Here is a 17,373-nt window from a genome sequence, read left to right as displayed (position 1 = left end):
CCATTGCCTGCCAAGAAGCTGCTCGTCCCGAGTTATTTTTCCAACCTATTTCAGTCGGATGTGGCTTAACCGCTCAGTAACTCCACGGAGGAAAGCGTCTCGATCCAAACTTTCGCCCCTATCTTGCGGGGCGAAGGTTTGGATCGAGACGTTTGCCCCGGTGGAGTTGGAATAGGCGATCGCGAATCAGAGTCATTTCATCAAAGTGCCACTCGATTGCTTATCGGGTATTTTCGGTTAGGGATGCCACCGACGTAGAGCGCGCGGCAGAGTTAGTTCTGCGGTGGGATAATGCGAGTCGATTTTGCGATCGCCTCAAATATTGGCATGTCTGTTTCTGCGAATTCTTTCAAAGTTTCGGCTTTAATAATATAAGCGGCAATTTCTTCGGCCAAGATTAACCCTTGGAAATTAACCAGATAAATATCCGTGCCTTCATAGCACCATTGAACCTGTCGCAGATAGGCGCGATGCTCTCCCACCCAAAACCGCTCTTCTTTGAGGGGATGATAGTCGGGATAGACTTGTCGTTGGGTAGCTTCCGACTTGCGAATTGTCTCCTCAAACCAGTGGGGAGAATTGATTTGAGGAATTTTGCGGGTATAGCTGATTTGCGGACAATATCCGTCAAATTGGGAGACGGCGGGTGCGATAATTTGAAATTGGTTCGGTTGGAGTTGCTGTACTTCCCAGGATTCGGGCATTAAAATAGATACGCCCAAGGATTGGTTAAAATAGCTTTTCATTGTGGGGGGGTTACTCATGGATTGCCCTTCACGAGATTAGATAAATCGAATGGACTGGGTAGCGGCGGCAAAAATAGGGAGGTAGGTAGATGCCGATCGCGTCTCGACCATTCCTATGACGCCATACAACAACAGGTTATCCCGTTGGATGCAAACTTGATAGTGGGTGACGCTGACATGAAATTCCGGATCGTCAAAGGTAACGGTATCTATTCTGGCACGACAGGAATCGATTTCCAGGTATTGGCGATCGCGGATGGGTCGGGAAGGCGGTTGCAATTTTAGCAGTTTCTTTGCTAAGGTGTCGTATCGATTGGGAGAACCAGCTTCCCGGGAGATAGATGGAGGGAGGGGAACGATTTGAACGAGCAGTTTGGGGGGATAGCGATCGCCATTTTGACATCCATACATAACCCCTTGCGAATAGCGATCGCATTCTTGCCAATTTGTTGGAAGTTCGATGGATACCCCGATTTCCGGACTATAATAATGTTTGGTGCTGGGATTAAAATTCAGCACGATATCCCTGTAGTTAAGCTAAAATTTTCTTCTGAAAAAATCGCGAGTTTTTTCATAAATGCTCGATGCGCCACTGCTAATTTTATCCCCCACATAAGAACCCCCTTCAACAATTTTATCCCCCACATAAGAACCCCCTTCAACGATTTTATCCCCCAGATAAGAACCCCCTTCAACGATTTTATCTCCCAGATAAGAACCCCCTTCAACGATTTTATCTCCCAGATAAGACCCTGCACTTATCATCCCACTGCCTAACTTTTTCCCGCCGCGATAACCCGCCAGGAATGCACCGGGTATCAAGCCCAATGAGCCTCTTCCGCCCCATTCTGTTAACAGTTGTCGGAACCAATAGGGATATTCTTCAAATTCTTCTACTTTGCCGCTATGCTTGGCTTTGGCTTCGGCAATATCTAATTCTTCTAACATCTCATCCGTCAAACCTAGGGCTTCGCGCTGTTCTTTAAAGGCATCGCTATTGAGTAAATATTTAATATGAGAGAGCGGACTGCCACCGACGTGATGCAATAACACTTCTCCGGCCAAATGCTTGCCTCCTGCCAGGTCTACGATATCCCCAGTGGCGATATGATGTCGGACCTCGGGGCGCTGAGTTTCATCTAAGCGGCCAAACATATAGGATTGGATGCGATTGATAGCAGGAGCCTGAAAGGTGACGACGCGACGAACTTGAGGGGGGAAAGCAGAGGCGGCATGTTGAGCGAGGGCACCCCCGAGACTGTGACCCACCACATCCACTTTGCCCCCTGCTAAGGCGATCGCATCGGCGACTTTTTTCTGTTGGAGTTTGAAGGCGGTGAACCCGATGGCGACTGGATCGAGGTCGGCGAGGACATCTGCTGATTCGTCAGGGGAAGTGCCTTTAAAGGCGAGGATAGGGGTTCTGCCAGATTCGGGGAGTGGCATTAACAGTCCCATAAAAAAACCTTCCCCCTTAATGGTGAGCGCCCAATTGCGTTCGTAACCTCGGCTGGAGAGCCAATCTCCTGCTGCTGCTGGGAGTTGTTCGCCTTTGTAGGCGAAACTGTGAGCGATGATTTCGTATTCGATATCTTCGGAGGCGATTTCGGGTTGGGGGGAGTCGTCGGTATCGCGTTGGATGGAGGGGCGATCGCCTGTTTCGGCGAGGCGATCGCTGAGTGATTGGCGGCTGGTTGCCCCCCCGCCGATGGTGAGTTTGGGTTGAATCGCAGAAGGTTGAGAAATCTCGATGCGGGAGAGGCGATCGCTGTTTTCCCCCGATTTTGCTTTGGTTTGAAGTTCTGGTGCGATCGTGGATTCCACGTTAGCGGGTTCGGCAAAGGGCCGGACTTGGAACATCCGAGTGGCACTTGTCGCTGTAGGCTTCGAGCGTCCTTTTGGCTGAAGGTGCTGTTCGGTTCCCATAATTTAGTCTCGTCATCAATGGCTGATTTTCCCACAAGAATGCGATCTTGTCTATTCGACGAAAGTCTAAAGTTAGGGCGCGATCGCTTTTCCCCCTGGAACTCAGCAATTGGCGCTCGGGTTGCGGGGGATATCGCCTCCAGTTTCTCCAATCGCCGCTACTCGATATGTTGGAAATAATTTCTAGACGTTTGGGTGTCCAGGCTTAAACTTTGAGTGATTCGATTGCGAACCTTAGCATTAAACTCTTGTGCCATTTTTAAAATCTTCTGTTTCAGCTCCAATGGTTCGCTCACCCCGAGAATGTTTTGCATTGCCTCCACAGCCGCTTGATTTTTGTCGGCTTCAGTTTCAAAGGTGCGATCGCCTTTCCGAATCGCCACCAACTCATTCTTAATTCGATTGCCAATCTGCTCTACGTTTCCTCGCTGCGTTTCAATTTCCAATCGTTCTAAATCGTTAAACTTATACTGACGCAACTCTTCTACCGCTAAAAACAAGCGATGCAAATACTTAGATGCGCGATAGAACAACTTCCCAGGCGGATGGTTTTCATCGGGATGCTCTCCGCCATAATGATGAAAATCCTTAAGAAAATCTCCCAGTTGCTCGTTAAAGGATTGCAAAAAGTGTTCGGGCGCAAGAGATTGCATAATTGCGTCTTTTTGCTCTGGATTTTTAGCGCCTTGAACTCCCGCCACAATGTGTTTGACTGCGCCTTCACTATGATAGGCTTCTGCGGCGAAGAAGCAAGCCTCGCCTAAAATTTGTTTGACTTGAGCTTTGAGCGTTTCTACCCGTTCTGGATCTCCGTCACCCAATGCTTGAATGGTGGCTTGCAGGTGACGTACTTTTGTCATCCGTTCCAAGTACAGTTTATTGCTCTTTTGCAGAACTAAATCCGATTCGGTTTCCGTGAAATATTGTAGTCTTTCTGCCCCGAGCAGTTGTTGGCGGATTTCATTTCTGAGGTTGGGATTTTCCACCTCCTCTAGAACTTGTTCTTCTTCCGGTCCTAGGGTTATATGCGCGTAGATATTTTGCTGTTGTTCTGGGTTGACGCTATTTTCAATTTCCTGGAGCAATTCATAAGCCGAAAGCTGATAAATTGCATCGGCTTCTTCATATTGCTTGAGAATGATTTGTTTCTCTTGTGGGTCGCTGATGCTGTCAACCACCTCATCCACATAGCGTTCCCATTCTACAGGCTTCATATAGCGGCGTTGTTTGACTAAAGCTGCCACATCTTGGGAGAGGCTGCCCATGATGCCAAATCCGCCAGTGGGTTGGTCGAGATCCGTATCGGCGTTAGGCTGGTTTTCACCCGACGGATCGACGTTTTCTTTGACCTTAAGATAATCTTTCGCATACAAGTTCGTATCGAATAAAGTGCCCGGTTCTACTCCAAATTCTTTCCGAACTTGGGCGTTAAACCATTGGATGGCTTCCACATCATTGCCTGACTGGGGAGTACAAATGGTGATGTCATAGTCGGAGGTGGGGTCTTGACTGCCGACGGATTTAGCGATTAAACCGGGATAGGTATCGCGCAGGACGCTAATTAACGAATCTACATACCATTGGCGGAAGTCGAAGAATTGCCACATGGTGTCGCGATCGCTGCCAAATTGTGCTTTAACGTTATCCCAGCTTTTAAATTGTTTGAGAATGCTGCGAATCCAGGAATAATCTGAGGCCACTTGGAATTGAGAACCTTCCCGTCTGGCATCAGATTGCGGGGCGTTATGTGGTTGTGGATCGTTAACTTGTTGGGGTTGTTCGTCCGGAGGGTTGACTTGTTGGGGTTGTTCGTCCAGAGGTAGAAGTGCGAACCCTCGGACTTTCCGAATTCGGTTTGCATGTTTGATTTGGTCTCGGGTGAGTTTAGTTTGAACGATCGCGGGACTGCTTTGCTGCACCATCGGAGTCGGTTTGCGAGTCTGCAATCTCATCCCACTGGAATCACTGGCATGAGATTGTTCTGATTTCAAAAAGATACTCTTGCGTGTGGGAAAGGCGCGAGAACTCGCCGCATGAGAGGAAGTCTCTCCTGTTGCTGTGGTTTGCGGGGGTTGCGCTGTCAGTTTCGCGATCGAGGGTTGAGAATTGGTTTGACGCTGTAGGGAGCCATTCCCGGGATTGGGTTCCGGGGGTGTGGGGCTGTTTATGTGCTCAACCACTTGTTGGGCAAGGCGATCGGCTTCGCGTTCGTATTTATCTCCGGGTGCGCCGATCGCCAGTTTGGGTTGAATCGCAGAGGGTGGAGACACTTCGATGCGCGACAGGCGATCGCTGCCGAGGGCAGTGGGTGAGGCTAGGGTCTGTACCTCCGGAGTCATGGCCGGTTGCGGTTCTGTGGGCGCGGCAAAGGGACGCGGCTGGAATAGTCCGGTCGCGGGTGTGGGGGTAATGCGCGATCGCCCTTTTTTCTCGGATTGTCTTCCGGCTGCCATACTCAAACCTCCCTGATGGCAATTTGCACTTGTGGTTTGTATTTTCTCACAACCCTGCCATTTCGCTTATCCGACAAAGGTCTAAGTTTTCTCCAGTTCCCTTCTGGCGCAAACTTTCCTGTCATCGGGATAGTTGTTTTCAGGGAAAATACTATATATGCAATTGGCAATTGGCAATTTGTAATTCGCGGGCAGTTATAGGCGATCGTCTTTTCATAGCCAGACTTTTAACCTCGAACTACCCTGCTGTCATCGTTGTATTTTTAGCAAGAGAACCCAAATAGGCAACTCTAGGAATTGTCTCTCTGAGTGGGGCGATGCCGCATGTTAACTGATAATCCGCCTGATTTGCGGTAAATATTTATCCATAACTTCTAGGTTAGCTACTAACAACTGCTCGAACAAAGAAGGGGTCAGAGAATCTTCACCGAGAGCGAGGCTAGCGCGATAGCGCAGATCGCCATCTTCTAAATCGATTTCAAAGTTTCCGATGTCCAAATCGTAGTTGGCATTGGCAAGTAAAACAGCACAGGCTTTCCTCCATTCTTGAGGGATGAGATCGGGAAACGCCGAATACACCGCACACTGGTTGTTCGCTTCATCAATTTTAATTAATCCCGTCCACTCTCCATTTTCTCCCCGAAACTGAAATCGGAGGATACCATTATTCACTTGTTCGTAGGCAATGTTATTGTCTTCGAGGTACCGCAGAATTGTTCCTCTCATGGACATCGGTGCCGTAGAGGCAAGCTGCTGTTTGAAGTAATCTGGTTTAGCCCAGAGAGTTTGATAGCCAGTTTTCAACTCACCAGCGCCCTCCAACTCCGGTGGCAGGGATTGTACTTGAGTGAATTCAGTTGCCAGCCAACTTTCGGTAGACAAGAAAAAGCCCTGTTCCGAATTAGCATCGAGTTGAGTGAGATAATCAGAAATCGTTTCAGGTGTACTAGCCTGTTGGAGTAAATCCTGCTGTAAATTAGGCTTCAGTCGCAAATTAATCGTCACATTTTGCTCTTCTAAAGAGCCATCGGAATCGAACAAAAGTTGGTCTACCAGCAAATTAAACAGCCCTTGGTGCTTGATTGTTTGATAGGTAGGGTAATCAACATTCACTTCCAATTCATAAGCAGAGATAGCGGAGTTCTCCTCTTCAACGGCGACACAACCCAGGGAGCTAGCTAATCGTTCGCCCCGCAGGGTATGAAAGACAAGGGGTTGCTCAGTGCGATATTTTTCTTTCATCAGCTCAACTTTGCGATCGACACCTTTTGGATAGGGCAGATATAATCAGCTATTCAAACAACAGACTTTTTCACATTAAACCCTGCAAAGGTTTGCCCGTTTGGGAGTTTTTCACTCGCATCGGGGACGGATAGCTCTGAATAGAGCGTACCATAGGATATCCGCCCTGACATTTTATGGAGTTTACCATTTTTTCTGATATTTAACAAGGGTAACTTTACTCTCTATCTTAGATTTAACCCCCCCTACTTCACTCCAACCCACGTTCATCCCAATTTCTCTTCCTCGCTTCACTGCCAACTCAATACTGTGTTCGAGTTCTTGACCGATATCTTTACGCTCGAATTGGTATGTAGCGCCTAGCTCGAGGATTTGGTTAAATTCAAACCCAGTATCAATGCTATCCAGGCGCGATAATTCCTCTTCTATTTCTTTTTCTGGTGCTAGTGAAGCCGAGGCCAACATTGCCCCATAATCTATTCCCCCCGTCTCTGCTCTTCCTAGGTCTTTCGCTGTGGACGACTGATTTTTCTGGTCTTGAGAGGCGCAATAGTCCCAACCTTTTTTGGCTGCAGCACTCAATGAGGTAATAATGCCGGCCACAATTCGTTTCCAGATGGCAGAGTCGTTGACTTTGGCACTGATTTTACTAGCTAATGCAACCTCAAGTTCGAGAACTCGAGATGACCAAGGAACGGGCGCGCCCTGTGGATTGGGAACCGACACAACAGACACTTCAACTTCACCCGCCGTCTCATCAAGTGCTTTTAGTTCTGCAGCAAATTTCAGCTTCACAGTTCTTCGTTGTTGACCCTTCAGCAGTTTTGCCATTTGCTCTGGTGTTTTGCTCGTCTTGCCTAGAGCATTTTTGCCGAGGGTTTCGGCGGAAAACTTCGTTCCAGATAGTCTTTGTGCCTCGAATTCGCCGCCGTTGTCACCTACTTTGGCTCGGCCACTTCCTTTGCCGAACCAACCAATTTCAACGGTAGCATCTTCATTAATTTTCGGCACTTTTTGCCCGTTAACATCCTCATAGATAATATTGCCAGCGGCATCTCGCTCGTAGAATAGCCACTCTTCCATCATTGCCCCCCAGCTTTCTGCGAGGTTTTTCTGGCCTTCCACTTTATCTATTTTTTCACCACCGGCTCCCCACACCCTTGCGGCTGCAGATGCATCGATGTGTTGAACCTTTCGATAGAAGCCATAGGAAATCAGGCCAATTGCTTGGTCACTGGTTTTGGCGCTGCTATTAAAGAAAGCTCCAAACTGAAGGTCGATGCCAATTCCAACAGCAGACCAACCGGCTCCCATAGAAACTTCAAGACCCGTTTCTACTTCCCCTTCATCCCCTTTTTCGGCGCTTCCCTTCACTTGGGTTACAAAATAGGAACCCCCATAAATCGGCACTTGAATTCTGATATCTACTTCACAGCTATCTCCCGGATCGGGAACAGCAAAGTCAATCAGTTTGGCAAGCCGAGAGAAGCCTTTTGTTAGGCTATCTTCTTGAATAACCTTCTGGAGAGCCTTTTGGCCAATCTTGTTTTCCGTAGTAACCTGAGTTACTTTATCAACCAGCTCATCCCGTTGTTCTGAGGCATATACTGAACTTCCTTTAGCAATTTCTCGGGCGTAAGCGATCGCCGGACTCGCGCTTTTACCTTTGGTGACTCCTACATATTTCTTAACTATTTCTTCTGCCTGTTTATCGAGAATCTTTTTCTCTTTATCGGAAGACATTACATCGTTGGGATCTACAAGCTGGAGCGAGTCAGAGAATTCCTTGAATACCTTCTTCTTCGGCGCAAATTGTTCGGTAATTTCCCGCGCCAAGTCTTTGATGACCTCATCAACAGCATCTCTTTTAGCGGTGGTGTATGCTTCCACTTTAGCCTGCTTTCCGTAATAAGACTTAGCAGCGTCAGTTGAATTCTTTTTAGCAGCGTTTAATTCCTGTTCCACCACTGTATCTATATCGGCATAGGCTTGACTTCGGGCAGCCTGCTTTAGGGAGTTTCTGAATTCATTTAGGTCGGACGAGCGTAGCCAGGCTCTTCTCCCCAACCCCAGCTTGTAGGAAATTTTGGAGAAAATTTGAGGATAGATAACTTGTTCATAAAGATATTCAGCATAGTTGGTTATGTACTGGGTTGAAATCGTACCGCGATCGCCTTTCTTGCGAGCTTCAAGTCCGTTGAGTTCTTGAAGTAAAGACTCCTCAAAGTTGGTAAATTTAGTTTTGGTTTCCGCGTTGTCCGATACGTCTCTAGCCGCCGCAACAAGCCTGACTATTTCTTTAATTTCTTTAATCCGTTGTTCTTCAACTTGTGATTTGTTTACCATGAAAAGCGAGGAGCCTTTTTTCAGATAAACCGTTTCATAACTTCGTAGTTTAGCTAAAATTTGTTGCGATATTTTTGAAACCGTTGGAGTATAGAATGTTCTTTTAACTTTGTCAGCGATTTCCTTATCAAATTGGTCAGAAGTCCACAATAGCCGTTGAATGACGTTCTCCGGACTGCGGCTAATTTGTGGAGCAGCTTGGGTGGCGATCGCCTGTTGGGAAGAAAGGCGTTGCAGGTTACTACCACCCTGCTGCACCACATGGGTTAATTCATGGGCAAGCAATTCTTTCCCTGTGGAACTCTGAGGATTGTATTCCCCTTTTTTAAAAAAGATATTATTCCCCGTAGTAAAAGCACGGGCACTCAGGGAACGATTGAGAGTATCCGCCGTACTATTCGTATGAACCCGCACCCCACCAAAGTCGGCCCCAAATGCCCCCTCCATTTGGCGGCGAATGGGGGCTGCCAAGGGGACTCCGCTACTTTTAGCTTGGCTGATGGTGCGTTCCAAATCGGAGGAAGCCTCTCCTCCTTCTATGGCTTCCCGGCGTTGTACCGTCAGCCTCCGAATCGAGGGTTTCGAGAACATTTGACGCTGGACGGAACCATCCCCACCATTTGGAGGAGGATCCGGGGGAGTGGGGGCACTAATTTGCTTGACGACCTTGCGGGCAACGGTATCGGCTTCTTGCTCGTACTTATCTCCCGGTGCGCCGATCGCCAGTTTGGGTTGAATCGCAGAGGGTGGAGACACTTCGATGTGCGACAGGCGATCGCCCCTTGCTGCTTCCCCTGGAGGTTGCGAATCCACCTTTGCCTGCACCGTGGCGTCTGGTGTAGTGGGTTCGGCAAAAGAGCGCGACTTAAACATGCCCGTCGCCGGAGTCGATTTAAAATTCGATTGTCTTTTCTTCTGAATATGCCGTCTGGTTGCCATCGTTTCCCCTCGCCGAATTGGCTAACTCGATTGTTACTTACTATCTTCCCACAAAAGCGCGATCGCCAATGGGGATATGGTGCCTATCGCGCACCCTAGCCTACTTTCCCATATCAGCAGCGATCGCACCTATTAGACCAAAGTCTAATTTTCCCGATTCACACCCAACCTTTCACCTCAGTATCGGTCAAAGGTCGTTCCAACTTCATGTACTCGCTCTTTGCTGCCTCCAAAATATGCTTCATCATCACCGCTTCATTAGCATCCGCCGCAATAAACGCTGCATTCAAGGCAATATTGCGAATATTCCCCCCCGCCACATTCAACTTAGCCAATTTCCGATAATTCAACCCCTCCGTAGGCGTTTCTCGGGGAAAAATCCGCCGCCAAATCTCTTCGCGCTGACTGGCATCGGGAAAAGGAAACTGAATCACGAAGCGAATCCGCCGCAAAAATGCCTGGTCCAACGAACTTTTCAAATTAGTGGTCAAAATCGCTAATCCGCGATAAGCTTCCATGCGCTGCAACAGATAAGCCACTTCGATATTGGCATGGCGATCGTGGGAGTCTTTCACTTCAGAGCGCTTGCCGAATAACGCATCCGCTTCATCAAACAACAGAATCGACCCGCCAGCTTCCGCCGCATCGAACACCCGGCGCAGATTCTTCTCGGTTTCGCCGATATATTTACTAATAATCGAACTCAAATCGATGCGATATAAATCCAGTTCTAACTGTTGAGCAATAATATCGGCAGCCATTGTTTTCCCGGTTCCGCTGGCCCCGGCAAATAGGGCACTGATGCCTAACCCGCGCCCGAAGACGCCGCCAAATCCCCACTTTTCGTAGACTTTGGCGCGCTGTCGCACGTGGGCGACGATTTCGCCCAGGGTGTCGCGCTGGATGTCTGGGAGTACCAGGTCATCCCAGGTGGAAGCGGATTCGATGCGTTGGGCGAGGTCTTCCATGCGCGATCGCGCCTGGATGCGGCAAGCGGACCACAGGCGATCGCCTACCGAATCCCTCTCCCCTTCGCCTCCATTCGCCTTTCCCTTCACCTTGACGCAAGCGGCGCGAATGGCGGGGACGCTCAAACTAAAATGAGACACCAACCGGTCCACGTGACCGTTTAAACTCGCGCTCATGCTTCCCAAGGCATTGTGCCAGAGGATTCGCTGTTCGTCTGGGGTGGGTGGGGTGACTTCAAAGGTGACTAAGGGACGTTGGCGGGGATGTCGGCGATCGCGACTGGTGACAATCAGCGGTTGGCGATAATTCTCGATAATCCGCGCCACCGCGCTTTCTCGGGCCACATCGTTGCTATCTATCTCGTCGCAGTCGAGCAATAGGACGCTGTTGCTCAAAATGGCCTCTCGTTCCCACAATTGCATTAGTTCTGCAATCTCGTTGGTGGTGATGGGAATGGCATCAGCCGCCATGACATGCAGGTTCCATCCCACGAACCCACAGGCGACTGCGGCGAGCGATCGCTTGCTAGCCACATCGTTCCCACACAGTTGGGCGATCGCAAACCCCCCACTCTCTTCGCTCGTCAATACCTCCGCCACCTGCTGTGCCAGTTGGCAATGAGAGGGGGGCAACCCCGCCGGATCCATCAGGTGCGGCGCAACCGCCTGCACGGTGGAGCACAACCGTTCGTCTAAATGGTCTATCCCCACCAAATAATGCAGCACCCGCTCCTCAATTCGCAGTGGCCCACTGGTGAGGGCATTTCCGCCTCCCACTTCCAGCAGTCGCCACCGACGCAGGGGACTGGTGGGCGTCAGCGCTCCCCAATTGGCTGCCGGCAGAATATCCAGGGCGAGACTAAAGGTGGGATAGTTGCGCTGCGGATCCCCCTGTACTGCCGCACAAAGGGTGGCCCAACTGCCGTCCAATTCCATTCCGGCACACAAGAGCAGCAAATCCCGCTCGAAGGCGGATAACCCAAAGGTTTGACAAAGGTATTCCAGGGCCGGTGGGGTGTCGTGATTCCAGGTGAGGTCCGGGTTGCGGAACTCCGGATGAACGCCCTGGGTTTCGCCTCGGGCCTCTAGTCGCTGCTGCAACCATAACCGAATCCGGGCGATCTCATTTATCAAATATTCCTGGTTTTCCCCCAACCAGTTGCTCTTTCCTATCTGCTTCACTCTCATTATTCTCCACATTCCCGAAGCAAGTTTTCCAAATAACTCTGCGCCTCTGGTGGCGTCATCATCAACGCCTCCCCTTGACGCAGAATTTCATATTGACCGCCGCGATAGCCATGTCCGACAATTAAGCCCAATTCTACCGCTCGATTTCCTAAGTCATTGAGTTGATTGATACTGATGATATCAATCTCGCGATCTAGCTTTCGTCTCAATTCTTCTTCGTTCATTATGTTAACCGCCAATTACAATAATTCTTACCTAGCGAATCACCATTTTCGGTTTGATATAGCGATTGTAGCTTGGACTATTCGGGTCGGAATCCACTTCCAGCATACTTTCTGCCCCATCCACTTGCAAGCGAACCAGATATTCTCCGGGTTTGACATTTTTAATCGGAATGGTGACTAAGGTACCGTCTCGTCGCCTGGATGAGGCTTCAAAGAGATAGGCGGCGGGATTTTGGCTGGCTTTTTCATTCATTGCCAATACCACGCGCTGATGTTTGCCTACAGTTAAGTTTACCCGCACTTTAATTTGCGCCGATCGCCGTTCTTCTTCCCGCCCTTCTAGCTTGGAAACGGTGACTTTAGTAATAATCGGTCGCAAAATAAAAGGAATCGCATTGGATTCGATAGTGGGAGAAAATACCCGGGGTTGGGTTAACAGTTGAGTGGGTTGTCCGTGGGTTGGAATTGGGGGTTGGTTTCCGTTTCCGGTGGGGGGATTTTCTGGGGATGGATGAATGACTTGCAAGCTTTGTACGCCTGCTTGTAGGGTTTTATCGGAAATAGGCTCTAGGGGGATAATCAGTTCGGTTTCGCTGATGTTTTGCGGGGAAACCTCTAAATCGCCAATTCGCACTTTAGTTTGATGTCGCTTTAAGTTTTTACCGCGAATTACCAGCGTGCTGGTGGAGAAAATCGGGGCAAATTTGCCTGCGGTGGAGGTGACTTGTTCGATTAAAGGGCGGTTGAACAAAGACCAAGAGCCGATACTGCGATCGCGCAAAGGTAAGGGTCGCGTGGCGGGTTCTTCTCCTTCTATCATTATCACACTGGCGCGATAGGCAATCGAAAGGGTATAGGGGGTTTGGAAAAACACCGACCACACTTTGGAAAGGTCTTCTAAGGAGAGGTCTAAGGGGAGGAAACTGATTTCTTCCACTTGTTCGCCGAGGTTGGATTCGCTGAGATAACTAAAGGTGGAGTCGGCGAGGGTATCTTGAATGGTTTCTCGTTTGAGCAGGGTGCGATCGCTGAGGGTTTTTACCGCACTTCCCAACAATCGTTGCGGTTCTAATTCAACTTCATTGCCATAGAAACTGAGCATAAAATGCAGGTCTAAGGCGGTCCGGGATTTTTTGACGGCCATATCCCGGGTTCTTCGCATTTGCACTTCGGAATTTTTTTGCCAAATGTGATTGTGGGTTGTCTGATACAGATAAATATTGATGCCTTTTTCGGGAGTGCCACCGCCCAGGTTATTGGGGCGGGCGGTGGTGACGCGGGCACCATCAATGTCGAGTTGCACTGATGCCTGCAACATGCGTTGCAAGCAAGCGGTAACGGTAGCAATGGCCAGATGATTGCTCATGGTTGGAATTCGCGATTGCGATGGAAAACTGTACGAATGTATTGTCGTTTCTGACGGGGAAAATTGGTGGGCTGGGTTTTGCTTTCAGATTACCCCGAATTGGTGCCAAACAGCAAAAATCTTAACTAAAGTTTAAAGAATCCGTTCCCGTAACCGATGATGGGATTCGATGTCCGGGGGGCTTCCGTAAGGATGTACCCTGTCCTCCGATCGCGCGCGCCCTCACATCTCGGGCGCTTAAGGCGAGTAAGTATAAAAAACGGCTGTAATATATGGCTGTAGCACAGAAGCGCGATCGCCTCAACCTGGAACCCGCAAAAACGAAGCCGGTCTGGGTTCGCAATGTGGTTTTCGCTTCCGAACCCTAGGTGGCGCAGAGAGATTTTCAAACCCACAGTAGGCGGGACAAACAATCAAGAACCGAGCGGTTTTGGCTATCCTTCGGGGAAAGCCGACGCCGAAACTTTGGCGCGCAAACTCGGAGAAATTGTTTGCAGTTCAATGCCCTCGGAAAAAGAGGTCAGACCCCCCAATCGCCTCCCGGCGCGATCGCCGTTGAAGATAAAAATCGCCCTTGGGAAACCCCACCGAGGAAAACCGGGGAAATCAAACCTCGGCAATTGCCATTTTTACCTATCCCACTGCGGAGAGTAGGAGATATCCACTCCTGGGATTTTTGCATCAGAGAAAACCGCGTAACTTTGGTAACAAAGCAGCAGGTGGGGGGGGAGGAAGGCGAGGGAAGTTTCCCCTCCACTTCCCCACCCAAACCCTGACCGGTTGAGGAAAATAACCCACAACCGGTCGCCCAGCATCGAGGAATTCAACCCGCTTCAAACCCACAACCACCCCCGCAAAAACGGCAACCGACAAACCAATCCTGTGCGGGTTAAACCGGAGAATGGTAAGATAATGGGGGTGGAGTAGCCGGAGAAGTCACCGTTGCGATCGCGCGACTCGGGCGATCTACATCAGCAAAGGATACTCCTTTTAAAAGGTTAAACTTTTTAGGCGGAAAATTTGCGCGGCGATGGCGCTAACCTTTCACTAACGAGCGTTTTTCGGGCTTTTCGGGTTATCCCATCCCCCGCCACCTGCACTGCCTTTTCAGCGCGATCGGCTTTTCGAGTGGAAGAAAAAGCCACCCGGAAGCGCTTCGGGCGGCGATCGCGCTTATTGCCTTACTCCAAGGATTTTTTCTGCTTAGGGAGGGTGGCGACCCCTGATTTTTAACCCACCGCGTTAGCCTGCGCCGATGGCGATTCGATAGAAAAAAAATCCGCATCAAAATCACCAGCGGTGAAATAATATGATATGCTCTATTTTATGCTAATATTTAATAGCGTGAAGTAAGTCGTTAGGTTTTAGTCTCATGGCAGAAACAAGTCCCAGTCGCGGTAAAGCACTGCTCAAGAAAGCGAAAGAACTCTCCCACTTACCCCGAAGAGAGTTAGCGAAAGCTTGCGGTTACTATACCACCACAAAATCCGGCGAAACCCGGGTGAATCTGACTGAATTTTACGATGCACTGCTCGAAGCAAGAGGCATCGCTCTCGATCCGGAAGCGAAAAAAGGCGGTCGCGGACGCGAAGCAAGCTACCGGGTCAGCGTTCACCAAAATGGCCAACTCGTCATCGGTTCGACCTACACTCAGGAAATGGGATTAAAGCCCGGAGACGAATTTGAAATCAAGTTGGGCTACAAACACATTCACCTGATTCAGCTCGAAGACGAGGAAGACGAAAAAGACACCGAAGCGGCTTAAAAATTGGGGTCGGGGCGAAACCTTCGCCCTGGAACCACAAGCCAATCGCCGCGCAATGGCGATCGCTCGTGCGGTAGGAGTCAGAATAGTTAACCCAAGTTCAGCGAAACTCTGACTTTCCTACCCCTTACCGGGGCAATGACGCTAACCATTGCCCTCTAGCGTCGTCTCCCAATGTCCGGCGGTTGCTTGGTGGGAGGGAGTGTTATACCGTTTTTCATGCCTTCCGGTTAGAAAGGCGTCCCACCCCCGCTGGTAGAGACGCGATAAATCGCCTCGGTGACGCGGGGTAGAGGTATTTCTCACAACACATAAATATAGAGTATTAGCTGCCCTGTTTTATACATAAAAGCGGTAGCGCTTTTCCGCTGCTTGAGGTTCGGAAAAGCGCTTTTTATACAAAACATAACGCGGGGCGTTGCCGATTGGAATGCGTTATCCCCCCCCGTGACAGCGTTCAAACAACCGACCCGAACCGCAGGGACAGGGCAGTTTTGGATCCACTAGGGAAAACACCGTATTAAAAGCCGGAAGCGACTGGAAATACCCCCCCGGAATCGAGTCGTCACACAGGAGTTGCGCCGAAGATAACTCCGGAAGATGTTCCTGGAGTTGCGGGGGTGCGATAAAATCGCCCGATCGCTCGGATAACGGAAAGGAAAACCCCAGTTTTGCTTGCAAGGACTCGGCGCGATCGCGGATCTCCTCGGGAGAGAAACCCTCCCCATCCGTGGCGATCGCCACCGCGTTACCCCCCGCCAGGGGAACCAATCCCACCCAGTCAAACACCCCTTGCAGGGTTTTCACCCGATCCGCATAAAACGGATCCGGTTGCAACAGATTCACCGTCACCACCCCCGACGCAGACAACCGCCTTTTGCACAACTGGTAAAACTCTCGCGTTGCCAACGAATAGGGCATATAACCGGTTCCCAAGACCACATCGATGGCGATAATATCGTAGGTGGTCTCTTGGGCGGCGAGATCCGATCTCCCATCTTGGATCCTAACTTGCAGGCGATCGTCGAGTTCCACCCCAAAAAAATTTTTGGCCACCTCGACTAACGTCGGATCGATTTCGCTACATTCCACCCTCGCGGTGGGAAAGAAATGATGCAACACTAACGGAATCCTCCCACCCCCAAACCCCGCCAGATAAATCCGTTGCGGCGTGGGATGCCACAGCAAACTGAGCATCATCGCTTGGGTGTAGGGAGATAACAAATTCAGCGGATCGGTTAAATCAAATTGGGATTGCAATAATTGCGTGGATAAACTGGTTTGTTCCAGTAACGCCAGTTGCACCAAATTTTCGATTTTTTTGACCGAAATAAAATGCACCCCGGAAGGTTCAAAAAACAGGGTTTTCGAGGGTTGTTCTCGCAGCCAACTCAATCGGCGATCGAGCGCCGATTGATTGTCAGCTTGCCAATGTTGTATCGAATTCATCACCATTCAGGCTGTTTTCTCATCCAACTCATCTCAATTAAGAACTCGAAACCAACCCACCTTTTAACGCTTTGACAATAGCCTGAGTGCGACTTTTAACGCCTAATTTTTCAAAAATTGCCGTCAAATGCGCTTTGACAGTGGCTACCGTCACGTAAAGATGGCCAGCGATTTCCTCATTCGACGCTCCCTTGACCAACCACTGTAACACTTCGCGTTCCCGTTGGGTAAGGTGAATGGTTGGAGACCCGGATAAGGAATAGCCTTTATAGAAATGAAAGATGCGGAAAAATCCCGTCGCCACCTCTGGGGCTAAATAGATTTCATCCTTCAGAATTGTTGCGATCGCCTCGTACAGTTGTTTCGCCAATCGCTCTTTAAATAGATATCCCCGCGCCCCCGCTTGCATTGCTCGAAACACTATTTCGTCCTCGTGATGAGCCGACAAAATCAACACTTTCCCTTGAAAGCCTTGTTCCTGCAAGCGATTTAACGCCGCAATGCCATCACTATTTCCCAATTCTAAATCTAATAACACTAAAGCCGGATGTTGTTCTCGGATAACCTTTAAAGCTTGCTCTACCGAAGCCGCTTCTCCCACAATCTGGAATCGAAATTCCTCGCGATCGCTGTAGAAGTCAAGCACCGTTCGCAACCCTTGCCGAAATCGCAAATCATCATCAACGATGACGATTGAAACTAATTGAATTTCCATTATTAATCCCCTTATTTAACCAATTGGCGTTGCATTTACCGCGAAC

13 protein-coding genes are annotated in these 17,373 nt (G+C 49.5%); 1 reads left to right on the top strand and 12 read right to left on the bottom strand.

Annotated elements, in window-relative coordinates:
• Window positions 1–272: 272 nt before the first annotated feature.
• From LKK83_RS13205 to LKK83_RS13165, 9 genes are all read right to left on the bottom strand, one after another.
• On the bottom strand, window positions 273–764 hold the full coding sequence (locus LKK83_RS13205) for a hypothetical protein (RefSeq protein ID WP_324631623.1): 492 nt from the start codon (window positions 762–764) through the stop codon (window positions 273–275).
• 18 nt (window positions 765–782) lie between these two features.
• Window positions 783–1,265: a hypothetical protein gene (locus LKK83_RS13200; protein WP_324631622.1), complete on the bottom strand. Its 483-nt coding sequence runs from the start codon at window positions 1,263–1,265 to the stop codon at window positions 783–785.
• Window positions 1,266–1,283: 18 nt separating this feature from the next.
• Window positions 1,284–2,672, bottom strand: a complete 1,389-nt coding sequence (locus LKK83_RS13195; RefSeq protein ID WP_324631621.1) for a hypothetical protein — start codon at window positions 2,670–2,672, stop codon at window positions 1,284–1,286.
• A gap of 158 nt (window positions 2,673–2,830) precedes the next feature.
• Window positions 2,831–5,125, bottom strand: coding sequence for a hypothetical protein (locus tag LKK83_RS13190; protein ID WP_324631620.1), 2,295 nt, complete (start codon window positions 5,123–5,125; stop codon window positions 2,831–2,833).
• 327 nt (window positions 5,126–5,452) lie between these two features.
• Window positions 5,453–6,367, bottom strand: coding sequence for a YbjN domain-containing protein (locus tag LKK83_RS13185; protein ID WP_324631619.1), 915 nt, complete (start codon window positions 6,365–6,367; stop codon window positions 5,453–5,455).
• Between the two features lie 183 nt (window positions 6,368–6,550).
• Window positions 6,551–9,652 carry an eCIS core domain-containing protein gene (locus LKK83_RS13180; RefSeq protein ID WP_324631617.1) on the bottom strand — a complete coding sequence of 1,034 codons (3,102 nt, stop codon included), beginning with the start codon at window positions 9,650–9,652 and terminating at the stop codon, window positions 6,551–6,553.
• Window positions 9,653–9,810: 158 nt separating this feature from the next.
• Complete coding sequence (locus LKK83_RS13175) at window positions 9,811–11,802, bottom strand: ATP-binding protein (RefSeq protein WP_324631616.1); 1,992 nt, start codon at window positions 11,800–11,802, stop codon at window positions 9,811–9,813.
• Window positions 11,803–11,807: 5 nt separating this feature from the next.
• Complete coding sequence (locus LKK83_RS13170; protein ID WP_324631615.1) at window positions 11,808–12,032, bottom strand: hypothetical protein; 225 nt, start codon at window positions 12,030–12,032, stop codon at window positions 11,808–11,810.
• A 31-nt stretch (window positions 12,033–12,063) separates the two neighbouring features.
• Complete coding sequence (locus LKK83_RS13165) at window positions 12,064–13,398, bottom strand: DUF4255 domain-containing protein (protein WP_324631614.1); 1,335 nt, start codon at window positions 13,396–13,398, stop codon at window positions 12,064–12,066.
• Window positions 13,399–14,770: 1,372 nt separating this feature from the next.
• On the opposite strand from LKK83_RS13165, the gene LKK83_RS13160 reads away from it, so the two are divergent.
• A complete protein-coding gene (locus tag LKK83_RS13160; RefSeq protein ID WP_324631613.1) occupies window positions 14,771–15,163 on the top strand; it encodes an AbrB family transcriptional regulator in 393 nt (130 codons plus the stop codon).
• Between the two features lie 144 nt (window positions 15,164–15,307).
• On the opposite strand, the gene LKK83_RS13155 is transcribed toward LKK83_RS13160, so the two are convergent.
• The 3 genes from LKK83_RS13155 to LKK83_RS13145 form a co-directional block, all read right to left on the bottom strand.
• Window positions 15,308–15,469 carry a hypothetical protein gene (locus LKK83_RS13155; RefSeq protein WP_324631612.1) on the bottom strand — a complete coding sequence of 54 codons (162 nt, stop codon included), beginning with the start codon at window positions 15,467–15,469 and terminating at the stop codon, window positions 15,308–15,310.
• A 129-nt stretch (window positions 15,470–15,598) separates the two neighbouring features.
• Entirely contained in the window at window positions 15,599–16,612 is a 1,014-nt protein-coding gene (locus LKK83_RS13150; RefSeq protein WP_324631611.1) for a fused MFS/spermidine synthase, read from the bottom strand.
• Window positions 16,613–16,649: 37 nt separating this feature from the next.
• Complete coding sequence (locus LKK83_RS13145; RefSeq protein WP_324631610.1) at window positions 16,650–17,327, bottom strand: response regulator transcription factor; 678 nt, start codon at window positions 17,325–17,327, stop codon at window positions 16,650–16,652.
• Window positions 17,328–17,373 lie beyond the last annotated feature (46 nt).

The organism is Phormidium sp. CCY1219 (assembly GCF_035615515.1).
GTDB lineage: Bacteria > Cyanobacteriota > Cyanobacteriia > Cyanobacteriales > Laspinemataceae > CCY1219.
This window is presented reverse-complemented; position numbering and strand designations above follow the sequence as displayed.